General features: G+C 63.6%; 19 protein-coding genes and 1 pseudogene. 10 read left to right on the top strand and 10 right to left on the bottom strand.

Translation table 11 applies throughout. The features are described 5' to 3' along the window. The 5 genes and pseudogenes from EPN80_RS16670 to EPN80_RS16650 form a co-directional block, all read right to left on the bottom strand. Positions 1 to 119 (bottom strand): annotated as a pseudogene (locus tag EPN80_RS16670) (S-(hydroxymethyl)glutathione dehydrogenase); the annotation flags it as partial. Between the two features lie 65 nt (positions 120 to 184). After that, positions 185 to 1600: a TIGR00366 family protein gene (locus EPN80_RS16665; protein WP_293029768.1), complete on the bottom strand. Its 1416-nt coding sequence runs from the start codon at positions 1598 to 1600 to the stop codon at positions 185 to 187. 133 nt (positions 1601 to 1733) lie between these two features. Continuing rightward, positions 1734 to 2870, bottom strand: a complete 1137-nt coding sequence (locus tag EPN80_RS16660; protein ID WP_293029765.1) for a Rieske 2Fe-2S domain-containing protein — start codon at positions 2868 to 2870, stop codon at positions 1734 to 1736. Between the two features lie 123 nt (positions 2871 to 2993). Beyond that, on the bottom strand, positions 2994 to 4010 hold the full coding sequence (locus EPN80_RS16655; RefSeq protein ID WP_293029762.1) for a PDR/VanB family oxidoreductase: 1017 nt from the start codon (positions 4008 to 4010) through the stop codon (positions 2994 to 2996). Positions 4011 to 4273: 263 nt separating this feature from the next. Then, positions 4274 to 5158, bottom strand: a complete 885-nt coding sequence (locus tag EPN80_RS16650) for a LysR family transcriptional regulator (RefSeq protein WP_293029759.1) — start codon at positions 5156 to 5158, stop codon at positions 4274 to 4276. Between the two features lie 199 nt (positions 5159 to 5357). Here EPN80_RS16650 and alkB point away from each other — a divergent pair, with 199 nt between their 5' ends. Continuing rightward, the gene (alkB, locus tag EPN80_RS16645) at positions 5358 to 6005 is read left to right on the top strand and encodes a DNA oxidative demethylase AlkB (RefSeq protein WP_293029757.1); all 648 of its coding nucleotides are present in this window, start codon (positions 5358 to 5360) and stop codon (positions 6003 to 6005) included. Positions 6006 to 6073: 68 nt separating this feature from the next. Here alkB and EPN80_RS16640 read toward each other — a convergent pair whose 3' ends face one another. Then, a complete protein-coding gene (locus EPN80_RS16640) occupies positions 6074 to 6355 on the bottom strand; it encodes a hypothetical protein (RefSeq protein ID WP_293029755.1) in 282 nt (93 codons plus the stop codon). Between EPN80_RS16640 and EPN80_RS16635 the strand changes: the two genes are divergently transcribed. After that, the gene (locus EPN80_RS16635) at positions 6345 to 6560 is read left to right on the top strand and encodes a hypothetical protein (RefSeq protein WP_293029752.1); all 216 of its coding nucleotides are present in this window, start codon (positions 6345 to 6347) and stop codon (positions 6558 to 6560) included. The two genes, EPN80_RS16640 and EPN80_RS16635, sit on opposite strands and share 11 nt — an antisense overlap. 101 nt (positions 6561 to 6661) lie before the next feature. Here the strand turns inward: EPN80_RS16635 and EPN80_RS16630 are convergent, their stop codons facing one another. From EPN80_RS16630 to EPN80_RS16615, 4 genes are read right to left on the bottom strand one after another with little or no spacing between them, the layout of a single operon-like run. Then, positions 6662 to 7249, bottom strand: coding sequence for a methyltransferase domain-containing protein (locus tag EPN80_RS16630; RefSeq protein ID WP_293029788.1), 588 nt, complete (start codon positions 7247 to 7249; stop codon positions 6662 to 6664). A 49-nt stretch (positions 7250 to 7298) separates the two neighbouring features. Continuing rightward, entirely contained in the window at positions 7299 to 7793 is a 495-nt protein-coding gene (locus EPN80_RS16625) for a hypothetical protein (RefSeq protein WP_293029749.1), read from the bottom strand. 59 nt (positions 7794 to 7852) lie between these two features. After that, a complete protein-coding gene (locus tag EPN80_RS16620) occupies positions 7853 to 9196 on the bottom strand; it encodes an ATP-binding protein (RefSeq protein WP_293029746.1) in 1344 nt (447 codons plus the stop codon). A 31-nt stretch (positions 9197 to 9227) separates the two neighbouring features. Then, the gene (locus EPN80_RS16615; protein WP_293029743.1) at positions 9228 to 9827 is read right to left on the bottom strand and encodes an undecaprenyl-diphosphatase; all 600 of its coding nucleotides are present in this window, start codon (positions 9825 to 9827) and stop codon (positions 9228 to 9230) included. A 401-nt stretch (positions 9828 to 10228) separates the two neighbouring features. Here EPN80_RS16615 and EPN80_RS16610 point away from each other — a divergent pair, with 401 nt between their 5' ends. The 8 genes from EPN80_RS16610 (at position 10229) to EPN80_RS16575 (ending at position 18566) form a co-directional block, all read left to right on the top strand. After that, complete coding sequence (locus EPN80_RS16610; protein WP_293029740.1) at positions 10229 to 10744, top strand: MaoC family dehydratase; 516 nt, start codon at positions 10229 to 10231, stop codon at positions 10742 to 10744. A gap of 42 nt (positions 10745 to 10786) precedes the next feature. Next, entirely contained in the window at positions 10787 to 11032 is a 246-nt protein-coding gene (locus EPN80_RS16605) for a hypothetical protein (RefSeq protein ID WP_293029738.1), read from the top strand. Then, positions 11025 to 12461 (top strand): amidase, encoded by a 1437-nt coding sequence (locus EPN80_RS16600; RefSeq protein ID WP_293029735.1) that lies wholly within the window; start codon positions 11025 to 11027, stop codon positions 12459 to 12461. Before EPN80_RS16605 ends, EPN80_RS16600 begins: the two co-directional genes overlap by 8 nt. A 78-nt stretch (positions 12462 to 12539) precedes the next feature. Beyond that, on the top strand, positions 12540 to 13922 hold the full coding sequence (locus EPN80_RS16595; RefSeq protein ID WP_293029732.1) for an MFS transporter: 1383 nt from the start codon (positions 12540 to 12542) through the stop codon (positions 13920 to 13922). Positions 13923 to 13941: 19 nt separating this feature from the next. Then, on the top strand, positions 13942 to 15387 hold the full coding sequence (locus EPN80_RS16590; protein ID WP_293029729.1) for an MmgE/PrpD family protein: 1446 nt from the start codon (positions 13942 to 13944) through the stop codon (positions 15385 to 15387). Positions 15388 to 15411: 24 nt separating this feature from the next. After that, positions 15412 to 16590 (top strand): acyl-CoA dehydrogenase family protein, encoded by a 1179-nt coding sequence (locus EPN80_RS16585; protein ID WP_293029727.1) that lies wholly within the window; start codon positions 15412 to 15414, stop codon positions 16588 to 16590. After that, a complete protein-coding gene (locus tag EPN80_RS16580; RefSeq protein ID WP_293029724.1) occupies positions 16587 to 17777 on the top strand; it encodes a CoA transferase in 1191 nt (396 codons plus the stop codon). The genes EPN80_RS16585 and EPN80_RS16580 overlap by 4 nt, the downstream gene beginning before the upstream one ends. 42 nt (positions 17778 to 17819) lie before the next feature. Then, on the top strand, positions 17820 to 18566 hold the full coding sequence (locus EPN80_RS16575; protein ID WP_293029721.1) for a GntR family transcriptional regulator: 747 nt from the start codon (positions 17820 to 17822) through the stop codon (positions 18564 to 18566). The last annotated feature ends 7 nt before the right edge of the window (positions 18567 to 18573 follow it).

Raw genomic sequence — 18573 nt, 5'->3', positions numbered from 1 at the left:
CAAATGCCGGTGGCCTTCACTTCAATCAGCACTTCGCCCGCGCGCGGGCCCTCCAGATCGACCTCCTCGATCGTCAACGGTTTGCCCGCTTCCCAGGCGATGGCGGCGCGTGTTTTCATCTTTTGTTTCCCTTTCAGTCAATGCTTACGTCGATCCGATGCCATCTCGCATGCCTTCCCGGCCCTCAGTGAAGCAGCGGCACCAGCACCAGATACACCAGCCCGAAGAAACTCCCGCAGGCCAGAAAACTCACGAAGGTGAAGCCAATCACACGCTGCACGCCAACGCCGGCGATCGCCACGACCGGAATCGCCCAGAACGGTTGCAGCAGGCTGGCGGCCAGTTCGCCCGTGGCAATACCCATGGCGGTGCCCGGCAGGGACGCGCCCAATTGCACGGCCGCCGGAATCGTGAACGGCCCCTGCACGGCCCAATGCCCGCCACCGCTGGGAATCAGCAGGGTGATGAACAGCGAGCCGATATAGCTCCAGAACGGCAATGTGTGGCCCGAGGCAAAATGGATGAAGGCGGAGGAAGCCACTTGCGCCAGGCCGGTGGCCGACATGATGCCCATGATCCCGCCATAGAACGGATACTGCAGCAGCATCGGACCGGTGACCCGCGCCGCCTTGGAGATCGCATCGACATAGGCTCGTGCGCTGCCGTGCAGGGCAAGTCCAGTCAGCAGAAAGATAAAGATCACGGTGTTGATGTCGAGGCTGACGCCGTGCTGGCTCCACTCCTGGGCGAGATAGGCCACGCCGGCCACCACGAATACCATGGCGCAAATGCGCGATCCCTCGAGCCGACCGGCGATGGACGTGCGCTTGACGGCACCGTCGCTGTGCGCATCTTGTTCAGCCAGTGCCCGCGGATCGGCCGCAATGACATCACCGGGGGCGGGGCGGATCAACATGAACAGCGCCGGCAGAAGCACGGTGGCCAGTAACCCGGGCAACAGGATCCAGGAGGAAAACACGGTTTGCGACAGCGGCACGACCGAGTGAATCTGCTTTTCGATCAGGTTGAGCGGACTGCCGGGCGAAGCGATCGAGAGCGCGATCGAACTCGACATGCCGGTGAACGCCCACAATACCCATGACGTATAGCTGGCTGCCACCAACCAGGCAAAATCCACGCGCACCCGCTTGGCAATTTCCTTGGCCATCATCGCGCCGACCACCAGCCCGAAACCCCAGTTCAGAAACGTCGCTGTGGCGCCGACGGCGAACACGATGGCCACCGCCGAGCCGGGCCCGGTCGCCAGCAGCGCTACCCGGCGCAGACCGGTCTGCACCACGTTTGCATTGGCCAGGGCATACCCTGTCACCAGAATCAGCACCATCTGGAACGCGAAAGTGAAGATCCCGACGATCCCTTTGTACCAACCCGAGAGAATCACCGAGGGGGTGCCGTGAGGCGCCAGAAAGAACGCGCACAGCGCAGTCACCGCCGTCAACAGAATTACGATCACGAAAGGATCCGGCATGATCCGTTCGAAGAGATAAACGCACGTGTACACGCAGCGCTGCATCAGCGTTTTACGTGAGCTTTCGCTCACGGGTTCGACGCTCGGGGTTTCGATAGCTCGAGTTTCCACAATGTATCTCCTGGGATGAACCGCATGTCTTATATTTATCGGTAAAGCTGGCTTGAGGGCGACGGCCGATCTGATGCGTGCAACGTGAGCCGCGGCAGACTGCGGCTTATGGGCGCCGCTCGGAAACGATGCGTCAGGCCGTCGCCGCGCCACCCCCTTGCGCCACCAGCGCGATGGTGTGTTCAGATGGTCCGCCGGCGCCCGCCTTTGGCAGCCGCTCCTGGCGCTGCATGGTCATCAGGATCTGGCGGGCACGGCGCAGCGCCTTGTCTGACTTGAGGAACAACTCAGCGTAGCCGTCATCGGGATATTCGAACATCTTCTGCTGCCGCTCGAGCGCCCATTGATCCTGCGCGACGACCGCCGGAAACATTTCGGCCACTTTATGCGCGGTGGGAATCGTCGGGTCGCTCAATGGCGTATGCCCTTTCTTGCAAGACACCGACCAGCGCCACACCAGATTGCGCTCGTCCACCGGGAAATGCAGGTGCAACAGCGTATAGCCGCGCACGGCGTCGGTGCCCAGTTGCCCGGGCGGTGCCACATGCATCTCGACCCGGGTCAAGCCCGGGCTGACCATGCAGTGCGTATGCAGGCGCTCGACCTCGTCGTACAGAAACCATTCGCGCAAGTACGGAGGCTGCCGGTAATGGTCGATGCGTCGAATGGTCTTCACGTATTGATAACCACCCGCCTCTCCTTCTTCGAGTTCGACCGGAATCAGACTGTTTTCCCTGTCGCCGATATTGCCGTCGTGCAACGGATAGAAATGACTGATATCCAGCAGATTTTCGATCAGCAACAAGTAATTGGCCGGCACACGCAGCGGCTCTGGCGACCCCACGGCGACCTTGTCGGGATCGACGACTTCCGGAGTGCGGGGCGGTCGGATCGCTGCCGACTGGGCAGGATCGCCAGGCCATACCCAAACCACCCCATCCTGCTCGACGACCGGCACGGTCCTGAGACGGGCCTGGGGCGGGATCGCCTTGTCCGGCTGCGACGGAATCGCCACGCACTGCCCGCTCGTGTCGTAGCACAGCCCGTGGTAGGCGCACTCCAAATGGCCGCTGTCCAGCAATTTGCTCTCCGACAGCGGGAATCGCTTGTGACAGCAGCGGTCATCGAATGCCACTACCTCGCCCTGCTCGGCGCGCCACGCGACAATCGGCCGGCTGGCGATTTTGTGGCCCTGCAACTCGGCCACCGGAAATTCTGCCGAAAATCCCAATGGGTACCAGCAATTCGATACGTATTCAAATGCACTCATGAGTTTCGCCTCCGGTAAATCTCTTATGAAATTTAATTAGCTGTGCAAATAAACAAACAGAAAATAAATCGTCGAGCCAGCGATCTCAGCCGTGTGACCGGTCACACGATCGCTGCGTGAGATTCAGAGATCCAGCACCAGAGATTGGCCGCGTGCCCTGCTGCAGCAAATCATGATGAAGTCCTCGCGGTCCTCGTCATCGAGCACGGTGTCTCGGTGCAGGGGCTGGCCGGCGAGATAGCGCGTCATGCAGGTGCCGCAATACCCCTGGCGGCAAGACACGTCGACTTCCACGCCGTTGGCGACCAGCGCATCGGCGATGGTTTGCCCCGCCGCGACGGTCAGCCGCTTGCCACTCTTCGCGAGCTCGACTTCGAACGGTGCGTCGCCTTCAGGGTCGTCTGCCGCGCAAGAGGAGGCCGGTGCGCAAAACCGTTCGCAATGCACGGCCTGCGCGGGCCAGCCGGACGCGGCTTGCTCGACGGCATCGAGAAAGCCTGTGGGGCCGCAGTAATAGAGATGCGCGCCAGCGGGGTAGTCGCACAACAGGCGCTTCAGATCTAGGCCGGCGGCAACCTCGCCATAATCGTGATGCACGAGCGCCACGCCCGCCTCGACCAGGGGCCGCAGCTCGCGCAGGAAAGCCGTGCGTTGCGGGGTGCGCGTGCAGTAATACAAATGGAATGGCTTACCCGCCGCACGCGCCTCGGCAACCATCGACATGATGGGTGTAATGCCGATGCCGCCAGCGAGGAATACATAACTCGAGGCATGGGCCGCCAGCGGAAAATGGTTGCGCGGCATCGAAATCGTCACGATCGCGCCGGGATGCAGTTGCTCGTGCATCGCCAGCGAGCCGCCCCGTCCGCGCGGGTCTCGCAGCACGGCCACGACATAGCGATGACGCTCCGCCGGGTCGTTGCACAACGAGTACTGGCGAATAATGCCGCCGGGCAAATGGATGTCAATGTGGGCGCCCGCCGAGAACGCGGGCAAAGACCGGCCGTGCGGGCAGACAAACTCGAAACTGCAAATGTCGTCGGCCAAATAGACCACTGTCCTGAGCATCACGCTCAGCTTCGCGTTGCCGTGCTGCGCCGGTTGCTCTCGCACCGCGGCCGCTGTCTGCGTTGTAGGCATCTCCGTCCTCCAGAATGGGGAGCGGTGTCGTCATCGCCGCGTGACAGTACCGTGTCGGCGACGCGCCCGCTTTTGTTTTCCTTTGAAGAGATACTCGGTTAACGCAGACGCAAATTCAAACGATATTTTCCGGGCTTTTTCAATCAATTTTTTTGAACAGTCCGGCCGGGCCCGCCAGTGGGCCGAAGCGGGCCCGACTTACCCGGACTGACGCAATCGATGGGGAAGTGGCTGGCTTCAGGCATGCTGCGCCGCCCGGACCATCACTTTTCGAAGTCGCTAACTTCCCTGGCCAGTTCCGCAACGCTGCGCGCAAGCGAATAGGCGTGTCCCTGCGGGAAGGCCGCGATGAATTCCACCGGATCGAAAGGATCCTCGACCTCGATCACAGCCAGGCGCCCCTGGGCGATATCCGCCTCATAACCGCGAATCGGCAGGTAGGCCACTCCCATGCCCGCGATCGTCATCGACGCCGCCACCGCGACGCTTTTGCAGCGCGCCAGATACTGGCAACGCGCATGATCGCGCCGGAACCACTCCTCGATCGCGGAATAATGAAAGGACTCCGGCTTCAGGCCGATGACCGGCCAAGCCGCCAGTTGGGAAGGACGATAGACGCGCCGCTCGAGCCCCAGGGCAGGGCTGGCCATCCAGACGAACGGCACTTTGCCCAGCGACAGCGTCGAGGCATTCTGCAGACGCGTATAACCCGGCGCAAGCACCAGCTCCAATTCGCCTTTGGCCAGGTCGGCCATCAAGTCGCCGGTCAGAGCCTCTTCGATCTCGAGGCGAACGTGCGGATAGCGCTGTGCGATGAGTTTGATCAATTGCGGCAGCCAGGTGGTGGAGATCACCTCGGCCACGCCAAAACGCACCGAGCCGACAACCGATGCGCGCGTGGCGATTCGGTGCTCCAGCTCGGTGGACAGATCCAGCATGCGCGTCGCATATTCCATCAGCTCGCGGCCTTTCGGCGTGAGCCGGGCCTTGCGTTGGGTACGATCGAACAGCTCGACACCCAGGCTGTTTTCCAGTTCGCGAATACGCATCGAAACAGTGGACTGCGTCGCATACAGGCGCTCGGCCGCAGCCGAGAAACTGCCGAGATTAACTGTCCAGAAGAATGTCTCCAATTGTTGTAGCGTCATGCTGTCCTCGCGATGCAACCGATAGTCGCCGTGATGCGCCGCTCATGTTAGCACTGCGTTTCGGAGCGATACTTCGCCCTGGACGTGACTCGCCGGCTACAGCCACCGGCCGCGCGATTCAAGCGCAAGGCACCGAGTGCGCGCAGCATTATTGTCGGCTAAAGTAGCGGGCATCGATGCAAATTTACCCGCGCGCAACATGCTCCTCTCGCAAGGCACCCTCTTCGACTCGGACACTCCGCTCGCGCTGGGCTCGCACGCGTTTGTGCTGCCCGGCCTGGCGTTGCCCTATGTGATCGAGTTGCTGCCAGCACTGGATGCGATCCAGCGCGTGGCGCCGTTCCGCCATATGGTGACGCCCGGCGGCTTCGAGATGTCGGTGCAGTTGACCAACTGCGGTGCGTTGGGCTGGGTCACCGATCGGCACGGCTACCGCTATGCGGCGCATGATCCGATCACCGGCCGTCCATGGCCGCCCATGCCGCCATCGTTCCTTCGCCTGGCGCGGGAGGCAGCCGCGCGCGCCGGCTTTGACGGTTTCACGCCGGACGCCTGCCTGATCAATTGTTACGAACCCGGCTCGCGCATGTCGCTGCACCAGGACAAAAACGAGCACGATCTGACGGCCCCGGTCGTTTCCGTGTCGCTCGGATTACCGGCTATCTTCCAGTTCGGCGGACTTACGCGAAGCGGCCGCCCGGCGCGGGTGCCGCTCGTGCATGGCGACGTTGTCGTATGGGGCGGCCCGGACCGTCTGCGCTATCACGGCGTGCTGCCGATCAAGGACGGCGTGCACCCGTTGCTCGGCGCGCGCCGCATCAACTTCACACTGCGCCGCGCGACTTGAGCTATCCGGCAGCGCGCCGCGAGTCGCGACCATCGGTGCACCGGGATTTTTCGCCAAGCCTCTAAAAACTATATATACTGTATATACCGTTTAATAATAATCGAGAGATAGATGGCAACCACTCGCAAATCGCCCGTCAGTGCCCCCGCCAAACCCGCGGCCAAACCTGCTGCCAAACCTCCCGTGAAGTCTGCGGGCGGGAATTCCCCCGCCAATGTCGCGGCTGGCAAAAAAACGGCGCAGATGGTCAATCCAGCCAGAAGCACGCTAAAGAGTTCGGCCAACCCGGCGCCGATCGCCGCATCGGCAAAAAGCGAAAAACCACCGAAGAAAGTCAAGATGAAGGTCATTCGCGACAGTTTCACGATGCCTGAGTACGATCACGCGAAACTGGCGCAGCTCAAAAAGAAGTGTCTGGCCGAAGGCGTTCAGGTCAAAAAAAGCGAACTGCTGCGCGCAGGCCTGGCTGCGCTGGAGGTCATGCCGCTCAAGCGCCTGCTTATCGAAGTGCAGGCGGTGACCAAAGTCAAAACGGGGCGTCCTGGCAAGGCTTGATGAAGCTCCGCGGTGCCCGCGCGCCGCGATTCACGAATGATTCGGGCACCCCACAACCGCCATGCGTCGGATCGGCGATAACCCGGCGGCGCCCGATGCGCTTATCGGCCAGCTCGGGCTTCGCTGCGGGAAAAAGTAAGCACGCGCGCCGGCGGCAGATTGTTCCAGACGATGCTGCTCGCGCACGGGGCGAAACCGGGCGGCTGATGGCGACGCAAGCCCGGCAGATCGTAGGTGAACTGAATCACGACGCCTCCCGTGGTGCAAACACGCACCCATTGCGCGAGAATTTCTCCGGCTTCCAGTGCCGGCAGCGAGCGCAACGGCAAACTCGAAACGATGGCATCGACGCACGCGCCAGCCGGCAACAGCTGCGCCAGCTTGGCGGCGTCGCCCTGCAGCACGCGCACGGCGGGAAAGCGCCGGCGCAGGTGACGCACGAACGCACCAGAGCGTTCGATGACCAGCAGCCGCTCGACCGACACGCCGCGCGCGAGAATCGCCTCGGTAATCGCGCCGGTGCCGCCGCCCAGCTCGACCACCCAGCCATGTCCATCGACCGGCACCTGGGCTGCCATGCGGCGCGCGAGCGCCTGTGAACTGGGCCACACCGCGCCGACCGCGCGCGGCTTATCAAGCAATTCCTGCGCAAACATCCACGATGTCGAGCGCCGCATGCGCTGCGCCATCAGTTGCAGCATCATCGAAAAATAAGCCATATTCTCGCGCCTTGGCTCCCTAAGAAATGATTATCGGCATGCCCGTCGCCTCGCTCTCGCGTGTCATCGCGATGCGCTGCCCCCAGGCCGGAGCTGCTCGCCTTGCCGGGTGTCCCGGCTCATGACGGCGATCGTTTGATGGCTTGATTCTATAAGAGATAACGGGCAGCGTCGAATCGACCTCCCGGACGTCGGCCGCTCTCATCATATGCCGCGCACGTCCTTTCCGCATCGGCCAGCGCCCGCTCGCCTGCCGCAACTGCTCGTCGGTGCTCTCCCCCTGCATATACAGCGCGAGCGTTGTCTGCAACGTGCTATGTGCATGCGCGAGATGCTGGCGGGCCTGCTGTTGCGCCCGCAATGCGGCGCGCGGCTCGTTGGCAGCCCCGGCAGTGGTGCTTGAGGCCGTGATCTCGCGCCGCGGCACGACGGACTGCGTGGCATTGGCCGATCGCCCTTCGCCCAACGCAAAGCCGGAGAACACCAACATCATCAAGGCAAAGTTTTTTCTCATGAAATCTCCCTATACGGTTCGATGCGTTCCATGCCGGCGACGCGGGTCGTGCCATGCCGTCAATTTACCGGCGACAACTTGGGTCGCGATCCGTCGCGACTGCGCGGCAAAATGAGCCGCACACGCAGGCCATGCGGCGGCGTGGCAGATACATCCTCAAGGAACACCTGGCCATGCAGGCGTTCGACGATCGTGCGCACAATGGCCAGCCCCAGGCCCGAGCCAAAGTCGTCGCTGCCGCCGACGCGAAAGAATGGGTCGAAGACCCTTGCCTTGTCTGCCGCGGCAATGCCGGGGCCACTGTCGGCAATGCTCACCTCGATCTCGCCGGCGACGGCCCGCAACGCGATTTCAACCATACCGTGCGGCGGCGTATAGCGAATCGCGTTGTCCAGCAGGTTGCGCAGCATCGCAAGCACGTCGGCGCGCGTCGCGCTCAGTTGCGCCTGGCCGCTCTGGTCATGCAGCGCCAGCGCGACGTTCCTGGCCTGCGCCAACGGCTCGCACTCCCGCAATGCCTGGCACATCACACTGGCGAGCGGCAGATTTTCGACAGGATCCTGCGGATTGGACTGCGACCTGGCCATCGCAAGCAGTTGCTCGAGCAAGGCGCGCGTGCGCTGCAAGCCGGCCTTGAGGCTGGCCACCCGCAGGCGCGCTTCGGGGTCGAGCACGGCGCGTTCGACATTCGCGGTTTGCAGCAGCAATGCGGTGATCGGCGAGCGCAGTTCATGCGCGGCGTCGGCAATGAAGCGCCGCTGCTCGGCCAGCGCCCGCGTCAGGCGTGCCAGCAGGCCGTTGATGGAATGCAGGAAAGGCCTGATCTCCTGCGGCGCGCCGTCGAGGTCGAGCTCTCGCAGATCGTTCTGGCCGCGCGCGTCGATGTCGGATGACAGGCGCTCGACCGGCGCAAACGTCCTGCGCACGGAGACGACGATCAGCGTGACAAGCAGCGGCAGCAGGATCAGGAATGGCATCGCTGTGCGCACGCCGCTGTCGCGCGCGAGCTCGTCGCGTCCCTCGGTGCTCTGGCCGACCGCCACGCGCCGGCCATCGGCCAGCGATCTGACATAGAAGCGCCACGAGCGCCGCTTGAGAAGGAGCGTCTGAAAACCATTGGCCATATTCGACGGCAGCGGCAACGCATGTTCGCTGCGCTGCCCCAGTACCTGCACCGTGAAGCGCGAGTCGTTATCCTTGACGACGACCGGCAAACCGCTGTGCTCGGCCACCGAGAGGATTTGCGAGTTGATCAGCGCCGCGACCTGAATCAGTTGATCGTCCTGAAATTCGTAAGCTTCCTGGAACGCCGAAAAAAAAGAAATAAAGCCCGCGATCGCGCCGACCAGCAAAATGCACGCGGCCTGCCACGAAATCAGCCGGGATTGCAGGGAGTTTGTCATGACGCGGGCGCTCTCAGCGATCAGCCGTGGTTCACGCGACAAACCAGCCCCGCCGAATAAGCGGCGCGCACACCTGGCGATACAGTATCGCCATCCACTGGTAAGTGGTAAGCACCAGCGAGTCGCGCAGCGCATGCACCAACCACGCGGCGATTGCACCGACGACCAGCGAGCCCGCCATATCCAGCGGGAAATGCACCCCGACGTAGATTCTCGCCCAGGCGATGGGCAAACCGGCCAGCAGTGCGAGCACACCGATGCGGCGCCACCGGGACTGCAGGACAAAGGCGAAAGCCACACTCCAGATCAGTGTCAAGTGATCGCTCGGAAACGACGAATCCGGCGCATGGGCTATCAGAGTGTGTCCGAGCCCCAGCACGAACGGGCGCGGGTGATCCCACACCATGCCGATCAGCTGATTGATCAATAGCCCCGTCAGGCCGCTCAAGGCCGCCAGGACGAGCGCCTGCTTGACGTGTGCGGATCCACGCAGCCAGCCGGCGACCAGACCGAGCGGCACGATCCAGATGAACTCCTGCGCGAAGAAGTATGAGAGCGGCCCAAGCGGCATCGGTGGTCGATACGATGCGGCATTGATCATCAGGAAGAGCGTTGTGTTGAGATGTTCCATGGTGCGTCCTGTATGCGCGTTCGCGTGATCGAAGTAGCGAGGCGGCGGGTACGGCAATGCCGCAGCGAAGCGGTCGTCGGGCAGCTCTCCACCGCGCCGGCTCTCGCTCCGGCGCACCGGAAATGATGGACTTCGAACGAATTGTTAATTGCAGCGGCGGGATACCCTGCAAGCCCTGACGATTTCATTCTAAGCATCGAAACTTAGGCATGGCTTAGCGCGGCAACCGGTTGATGTGTGCCGAGATCTGGTCTTTTCCCAATCGTCAGGGCAGCGCCCATCCAAGGATGTCGATTACGTTGTCCCCTGGCTCGCAAATTTTCATCCAGGCCGCTTGACTTCCATTTTCTTATCGCCGATACTTTGTCCGGACAAAGCAATAAACATTCAATGGAGGAGTCATGGACGCAAAAGCAATTGCCGCCGCGGGCGAAACGCGCCGCATTCGCGCCAGTTATGGGCGCTATCTGGAAGACTTCATCGTCGGCGATATTTACGAACACCGCCCGGGGCGCACCATTACCGAGGCGGACAATATCCATTTCTCGTTGCTGACGATGAATTTCCACCCGATGCACTGCGACGCGGCCTACGCAGCCAAGAGCGAGTTCGGGCGCCTGCTGGTCAACAGCGGCCTGACGGTGGCCATCGTACTGGGCATGACGGTCAACGATGTGAGCGGCAAGGCGGTCGCCAATCTGGGCTGGAAAGAGATCAAGCTGAGCGCGCCGGTTTTTTGCGGCGACACACTGTACGCGGAATCGGAAGTGCTGGAAAAGCGCGAATCCCGCTCGCGGCCGACGCAGGGTATCGTCACGGTACATACGCGCGCGTTCAACCAGGATGGCGTGCAGATCATGGAATTCATCCGTAGCGCGCTGATTCCCAAGCGCGGGCATGGCGTGGACGACGCGTAAGTCGCCCGCGCCCATTTCGACAGCGACCCACGGAAGAATCAGATGACAACGAGAGCGCACGAGACACAAGACCCGCCTGAAGATGATCGCGCCGCCCAGGCGCGCGCGGCGCAAGGCTGGGCGACGGCTTTTGGCACGGCGCCGCTGACACTGGCCGACGCGGCGGATCTGGTCGCAAGTGCGCTGGCCGTCACCCGCACCGTGGCCCAGGCGGCCGCGCCACTGAACTGGCTTGCCACGGACGACTTCGTCCGGGTTCTTCGACTGGCGGAGCAAGCCGATGAATGATATCGACGCGAGCCTGCCGAGCACGGCTTCGCTGTGCGAAGCCGTCGAAAATCTGCGCGATCGCTCCGCCGCTCACGCCCTGGCGAGCGCCTGTCTTGCGCGGGTCGACGCTACAGCCGCGCGCTTCAATGGATTCGTGCGCACCTATCCAGCCCGGGCGCTCGGCCGGGCCGCGCAACTCGACCTGGGCGCAGGCGGTGGGCTGCCGCGTGGCCCGCTGCACGGCATCCCGCTGGCGCACAAGGATATGTTCTTCGAGGCGGGCCTGCCCAGCGAGTGCGGCAGCACGATCCTGCAGGGCTTTCGCCCCGACTACACCGCCACAGTGCTGGAACGGCTCTCGCAAGCCGGTGCGCTCACGCTGGGCGCCCTGCATATGGCGGAGTTCGCCATGAGCCCCACCGGGTTCAACGCACACCTCGGGCACGGCCGCAATCCATGGTCGTCGCAGCACATCTCCGGCGGCTCGTCGAGCGGTAGCGCGGCGGCGGTGGCCGCGCGCCTGGTATTCGGCGCGCTGGGCTCGGATACCGGCGGCTCGGTGCGCCTGCCGGCGGCGGCATGCGGCGTGACCGGCCTCAAGCCGACGCAGCACGCCATCTCGACCTACGGCGTGATGCCGCTCTCGGCCAGCCTCGACTGTGTCGGATTCCTGGCGCAGACAGCGCGCGACTGCGCTCGGCTGATGAGCGTAGTGGCCGGCCCGGACGAGCGTGATCCGGCCTGCCTGACGACTCGCACGCGCGACTACGAGGCCGGTCTGACGCGTCCGCTCGGGCCGGGCGACGTGATTGCCGTGCCCGACTTTTCCGACGACGCGGCGAGTCAGGCGGTGCTCACGAGCGAGCTTCGCGCACTCGTGAGCCAGGCAGCGGCCGACCTGGCACGTGCGGGCGCCACGCTGCGACGCGTGCGCCTGCCCGACCTGAGCACGGCCGGTGCGCTGGCGAGCCTGGTGCTGGGCGCCGAAGCCGCATCGGTGCATGGCGCCTGGCTGGCCAGCCGACCGCATGATTACGGCGCTCAGGTTCGACGCCGCCTGGAGCGCGGGCTGCTTTATCCGGCCACGCGCTATATCGATGCGCTGCGCATGCGCGCCCAGGTTCAGACGCGCTTTCTCGATACCTGCCTGGGTGACGCGTCGGCCCTGTTGCTGCCCGTCCTGCCTTGCGCGGTGCCGACCATCGAGGCCACTCTCTCGGGCAGCGAGGCCGAGATCGAGGCGCGCTTCGGCAATCTTTCGTACTGGACGCGCGGCATCAATTATCTCGGCCTGCCGGCCCTCGCATTGCCGGCGGGATTCACCGAAAACGGCTTGCCCAATGGCGTGCAGTTGATCGGCCGGCCATTTGCCGAAGCAACGCTGCTGCGCATCGGCCACCAGTTTCAGCAGCAAACCGATTGGCATCGCCAACGGCCCTCTGTGTAAACGGTAATTCAATTAATTCAATTGACAAGCGACTCCCGCAACCAGAACGGTAGCGCTTGAACATCAAGGAGACATCGCATGAACCATCAAACCGTCAATGCCGGTCCGCGTCTGGACCGGCTGCCCATTTCCCGGTTTCATTGGAAAATCCTCGGCCTCATCAGCGGCGGCGCATTGCTCGACGCATTCGACATCTATCTTGCTGGTGGCGTGCTTGCGGCCACCGTCAAACAAGGATTTTCGACGCTGCAAAGTGGCGCGGCATTCATCTCGGCAACGTTCTTCGGCATGTTGATCGGCTCGGCGCTAGCCGGCTATGTCGGCGATCGCTTCGGCCGACGATACTCGTACCAGGCCAATCTGGCAGTGTTCGGCGTGGCCTCGCTGCTCGCGTGCTTTGCGCCGAACATTCAGACACTGATCGTGTTGCGCTTCGTGATGGGGCTTGGGCTGGGCGCCGAACTGGTGGTCGCCGCCGGCACCTTGTGCGAATTCGTCCCGCCGGCTTACCGGGGGCGCTGGATTTCTCTGATGGGACTCATCATCAACTCGGGCCTGTTATTTGCCACCAGTATCGGCTACGTGGTGATTCCCAACCTGGGGTGGCGCTGGATGTTCGCCATCGCCGGTGGCGGCGCCCTGCTGATCTGGGTCTTGCGCAAACGCATGCCGGAGTCGCCGCGCTGGCTGGAGTCGGTGGGTCGCTCGGCCGAAGCCGAGGCCACCCTGGCGGCCATTGAAGCGGAAGTCGAACAGCAGCGCGGCCCGCTGCCCGCGGTGCCGGCAACGCAACCGGTAATGGCGCTCAATGTGCCGCTGTCGGTCCTGTTCTCGCGCCCGGTGATCGGCCGCACCCTGGTGGCAGCGCTCACGTGCGTGGCAATCAATATGTCGGTCTACGGCTTCGTGGCCTGGTTGCCGACCTTTTTCGTGAAGGAAGGATTGACGGTGGTGCAATCACTCGGGTTCACCACGTTGATGGCGTTTGGCGCGCCGGGCGGCGCGCTGGTCGGGTACTTCCTGGGTGACCGGATCGGCCGCAAGAAGGGCCTTATCGTGTTCAGTCTGGCCACCATCGTGCTGGGTTTCATCTATCCGCAAATGCGTGATCCGTTGGCCATTTCGGTGGTCGGCTTCGTGCTCGTCACATCAATCTATACCGTCGTCACGTTGGGTCTGTACGGCTACATTCCGGAGCTGTTCCCGACCGCATATCGTCTGCGCGGCACCGGATTTGCCGGCGTATGCGGGCGAGCAGCCTCGATGAGCACGCCGTATCTGGCCGTCTACCTGTTCCAGCGCTTCGGCCTCACGGGCGTGCTGTCGATGGTCATCGGCGTGCTCGGCCTGCTGATCGTCGGTCTGCTGGCCCTGCGGGTCGAAACCAATCAACAGTCGCTCGAAGATATCAGCGCACCCGAACTGGACATCGCGCCAGCCGGCATGGGTCGAGCATCCTGAGTATTCAAGGAGAAATTTCATGAACGCAGCAGCCACCTCATCCCGCGCCGAAGCGACGCCGCAGCTTCCAATCGCGCCGCAACTGGCCGGCTTCGCGCTGGGCTTGCAACTCGATCAGGTGCCAGCGGCCGTGCGCGAGCGCGCCAAGCACCTGCTGCTCGATGCAATCGGCCTGGCCTATGCTTCGCATGACTACGATTTCGCGCAGGTATCGCTGCGGGCCATGCAGGCGCTCGGCAGCGGGCCCGCGACGGTGATTGGTCACGGGCGGCTGCTGCAGCCGCGCGATGCGATGCTGATGAACGGCGTGCTGGTGCACGGCCTGGATTTCGACGATACGCATTCGCGCGGCGTGATTCACGCCACCGCCAGCATTTTTCCATGCGTCCTCGGCAGCGCCGAGCGCGTGGCCGCCAGCGGCGCGCAAATGCTGGCCGCTTATATCGCGGGCATGGAAGTCGCCACTCGCGTGGGCGCCGTCGCGCAGGGCGGCTTTCATCAGGTCGGGTTTCATCCGACCGGTGTGGCCGGCGTGTTCGGCTGCGCCGTGGCCGCGGCCCGCCTGGACGGACTGAACGCTCGGCAGGCCGCGATGGCGCAAGGCATTGCTCTGTCGATGGCCAGCGGCAGTTTGGAGTTCCTGCAAGACGGCGCATGGACCAAGCGCATTCATCCAGGCTGGGCCGCCGGCGCCGGCATGACCGCGGCAGTGCTCGCCAAACAAGGATTCATCGGCCCCCAGGCACCGTACGAAGGACGCTTCGGCCTGTATGCCAGTTATCTTGGCGAGATGCGTGCGCAGGCCGACCTGTCGCTCGCGACCGCGGGGCTCGGCCAGCAGTGGCAAATCGAAGAAGTCGCCATCAAGCCGATCCCGGCGTGTCATTTCACGCATGCGGCCGCCGACGCCGCCGTGGCGCTGCACAACCAGCTCGGCACCGAAGGCAGTGCCTCGTTCGCACAAAGTATCGCCGGCATCGCACGCGTGCGCGTGAAAGTGCCGCAGCAGGTCGTCAAGACCGTCTGCGAGCCGGTCGCCAACAAGCGTCGCCCGGCCAATAGCTACGAAGCCCAGTTCAGCATTCCTTATATCGTCGCCAGCGGCTTGCTCAAGGGCCGCTTTACGCTCGACGAGCTGGAGCCGGCAGCGCTGGCCGATGCGGCCGTGCTGGCACTGGCCGGCAAAGTCGATTACGAAATCGATCCGGATTCGACCTTCCCGCGTCACTACACCGGCGAGGTCATACTGGAAATGAACGGCGGCCGCCAGCTCAGCCACCGCGAGGCAATCAATCGCGGCAGTGCTGATCGGCCACTCACCAACCACGATATCAGCGACAAATACTTCATCAATGCCAAGCGCGCCCTGCCCGAGTCGCGCGCGGCGCAAATCCGCGAGACGGTGCTCTCGCTGGAGCGGCTCGAGGCCGGCGCGCTGCACGCGCTGCTGGCCGAACCCATTTAATTTTCCGATCGAGGAGACCTTTTCATGACTCACCCCAATGCGCCGTCGTCAGGCGCTGCCGCCGACGATAACGAGCAACTCATTCTGGACATGATCGATCGCTTCCTCAAGGTCGAGGTCGCGCCGCACGTGCGCGCGCTGGAGAGCAGCGATACCTACCCGGAGGAAATCGTCGAACACATGAAGACGATGGGCCTGTTCGGCTGCCTTATCGCGCCGGAATATGGTGGCCTGGGCCTGAGCACGCGCACCTATGCGCGCATCATCGAGCGCATGTCGGCCGTATGGATGTCAGTCAGCGGCATCATCAACTCGCACCTGATCATGGCCATGGCGGTGCAGCGCTTTGGCACGCCGGCGCAAAAGCAGGCGTATTTGCCGCGCTTTGCCACCGGCGAGCTGCGCGGCGGCATCGGCCTGACAGAGCCCGACTGCGGCACCGACCTGCAGGCCATTCGCACCACGGCCCGCCGCGATGGCGATCATTACGTGGTCAACGGCGCGAAAACCTGGATCACCAACAGCATGCACGGCAATTGCCTGATCCTGCTGGTCAAGACCGACCCCGCGGCCGAGCCGCGCCACCGCGGCATGAGCTTGCTCATCGCCGAGAAGGGGCCGGGCTTTCATGTCAGCCGCAAGCTCGAAAAGCTCGGCTACAAAGGCATCGATACCTGCGAGCTCAGCTTCGACAACTATCGCGTGCCGGCCGATCGGCTGCTCGGCGGCGAGGAAGGACGCGGGCTTCAGCAGATTCTCGGTGGGCTGGAGCTGGGCCGTATCAATGTCGCGGCACGCGGGCTGGGCATCGCGGCGGCCGCACTCGACGAATCAGTGGCATACGCGCAAATGCGCAAGACCTTCGGCAAGCCGATCTGCGAGCATCAGGCGATCCAGCTCAAGCTCGGCGAAATGGCGACTCGCGTACAAGCGGCGCGCCTGCTGGTGGACGCCGCCGCGCAGGCGTACGACAGCGGCGAGCGGTGCGACATGGAAGCAGGCATGGCGAAATATTTCGCCACCGAGGCAGGCGTGGAAAACAGCCTCGAAGCCATGCGCATTCACGGCGCCTACGGCTATTCGAAGGAATTCAATATCGAGCGCCTGTACCGCGACGCGCCGCTGTTGGTGATCGGCGAAGGCACCAACGAGATGCAACGCATCATCATCGCCAAGCAACTGATAGCAAGGAATCCCGTATGAGTCTGCCACTTTCCGGACTGCGCGTGGTCGCAGTCGAGCAATACGGCGCCGGCCCGTTCGCCACGCAGCACCTGGCGGATCTGGGCGCCGATGTGATCAAGATCGAAAACGCCAAGGACGGCGGCGACGTCGGCCGCGCGGTTGGCCCGCACTACTTCGGCCCCGGCGACAGCCACTTCTACGAGGCGTTCAACCGCAACAAGCGCAGCCTCACGCTCGACCTGAAAACCCAGGAGGGGCGCGAGATCCTGCAACACCTGGTCGCCAGGAGCGACGCGCTGTTCGACAATCTGCGCGGCGACCTGCCGGTCAAGCTCGGGCTCGACTACGCCTCGCTGGCCGCCGCCAACCCGGCACTGGTTTGCGTGCATCTGTCTGCCTACGGCCGCACCGGCTCGCGCCAGGCTTGGCCCGGCTATGACTATCTGATGCAGGCCGAGGCCGGATACCTGTCGCTCACCGGCGAACCGGACGGGCCGCCCGCGCGCTTCGGCCTGTCGATCATCGATCTGATGACCGGCACGACCGCCGCGATGGCGCTGCTCGCCGGCGTGCTCGAGGCGCGCCGTGCCGGGCGCGGCCGCGATCTCGATGTCAGCCTGTTCGATGTGGCGCTGCACAACCTCGCCTACGTCGCGACCTGGTACCTCAATGGCGGGCACACTACCCGGCGCGAACCGCGTTCGAGCCACCCGTCGCTCACGCCCAGCGAGCTGTATCGGACGCGCGACGGCTGGATATTCCTGATGTGCAACAAGGAAAAGTTCTGGGGCGTTCTGGCCGAGGTGCTGGGCAGACCGGAATGGATCAGCGACCCGGAGTTGTGCAATTACAAGGCGCGGCTGGCCAACCGCAATCGCGTGCGGCGCGAACTGGACGACGTGCTGATGACGGAGGATACCGCCACCTGGATGACGCGTTTCGCTGGCAAGGTGCCGGCCTCGCCTGTCTACGACGTGGCCCAGGCGCTGGAGAACCCGTTCGTTGCCGAACAGGACCGGGTACTCGACTTTCTGCATCCCGAACACGGCCCGATTCGCGGTGTTGCCTCGCCGGTGCGCATCGACGAGGCGTTGCCCACGCGTGCCGCGCCGCGCATGGGCGAGCATACCGAAACGATTCTGCGCGACCTCGGGTATGACGATACGCGCATTGCTTGGCTGCGCGAGAAAGCTGTGGTGCAATAATAAGGCCCTTCAACGCCTCTCATCGCCGCGTGCGACATCTGCATGACAACACTGCTCAATCAACAGCCCCGCTATTTGCAACTGGCCCAGACGCTGATCAACGAAATCCAGGCGGGCAAATACGGTATCGGCGATCTGTTGCCGACCGAATACGATCTGTGCGAGCAGTTCGGGGCCAGTCGCTTCACGGTGCGCGAAGCCGTCAAGCGGCTGGTGCAGATGGGGCTGGTCGACCGCCAGGCCGGCGTCGGCACCCGCGTGCGGGCGCAGCAGGCGGTCAGCGGCTACCAGCAGGTCATGCAGCAGTTGGGCGATCTGCAGCAATACACGGCGGACACCGAGCTCGACATCGTCTCGCGGCAAACCATCGAGATCGACGAGAGCCTGTGTGGCCTGTTGCGCGCGACCCCTGGCGAGACGTGGCTGCGCATCGAGGCATTGCGCCGCTCGGGCGACTCCCCCTACCCGATCTGCGTGAGCGAGATCTACATCCACCCGGCATTTCGCACGATCGAGAACGTGGGCTCCGCGACACACGCGCCGATCTACACGCTGATCGAACGTCAGTTCGGCGAGCAGATCACCGAAGTGCAGCAGGAAATCCGCGCGGTAAACGTCACTAGCGCACAAGCCCGGCAGCTCAACGTCAAGGCCCGCTCCGCGGCGTTGTGGATTTGCCGGCATTACATCAATCGACGTGGCGAAGTCGTGGAGGTGGCGATCAGCACGCACCCCGCCGAGCGCTTCAGCTATTCGGAGAAGTTCCAGCGCGACTGGCGCCCCGTCTGAACAACCT

The sequence above is a fragment of the Pandoraea sp. genome, from assembly GCF_004297875.1.
Taxonomy (GTDB): Bacteria; Pseudomonadota; Gammaproteobacteria; order Burkholderiales; family Burkholderiaceae; genus Pandoraea.
The sequence above is the reverse complement of the archived record's forward strand: the minus strand, read 5'-3'. Positions and strand labels throughout refer to the sequence as shown.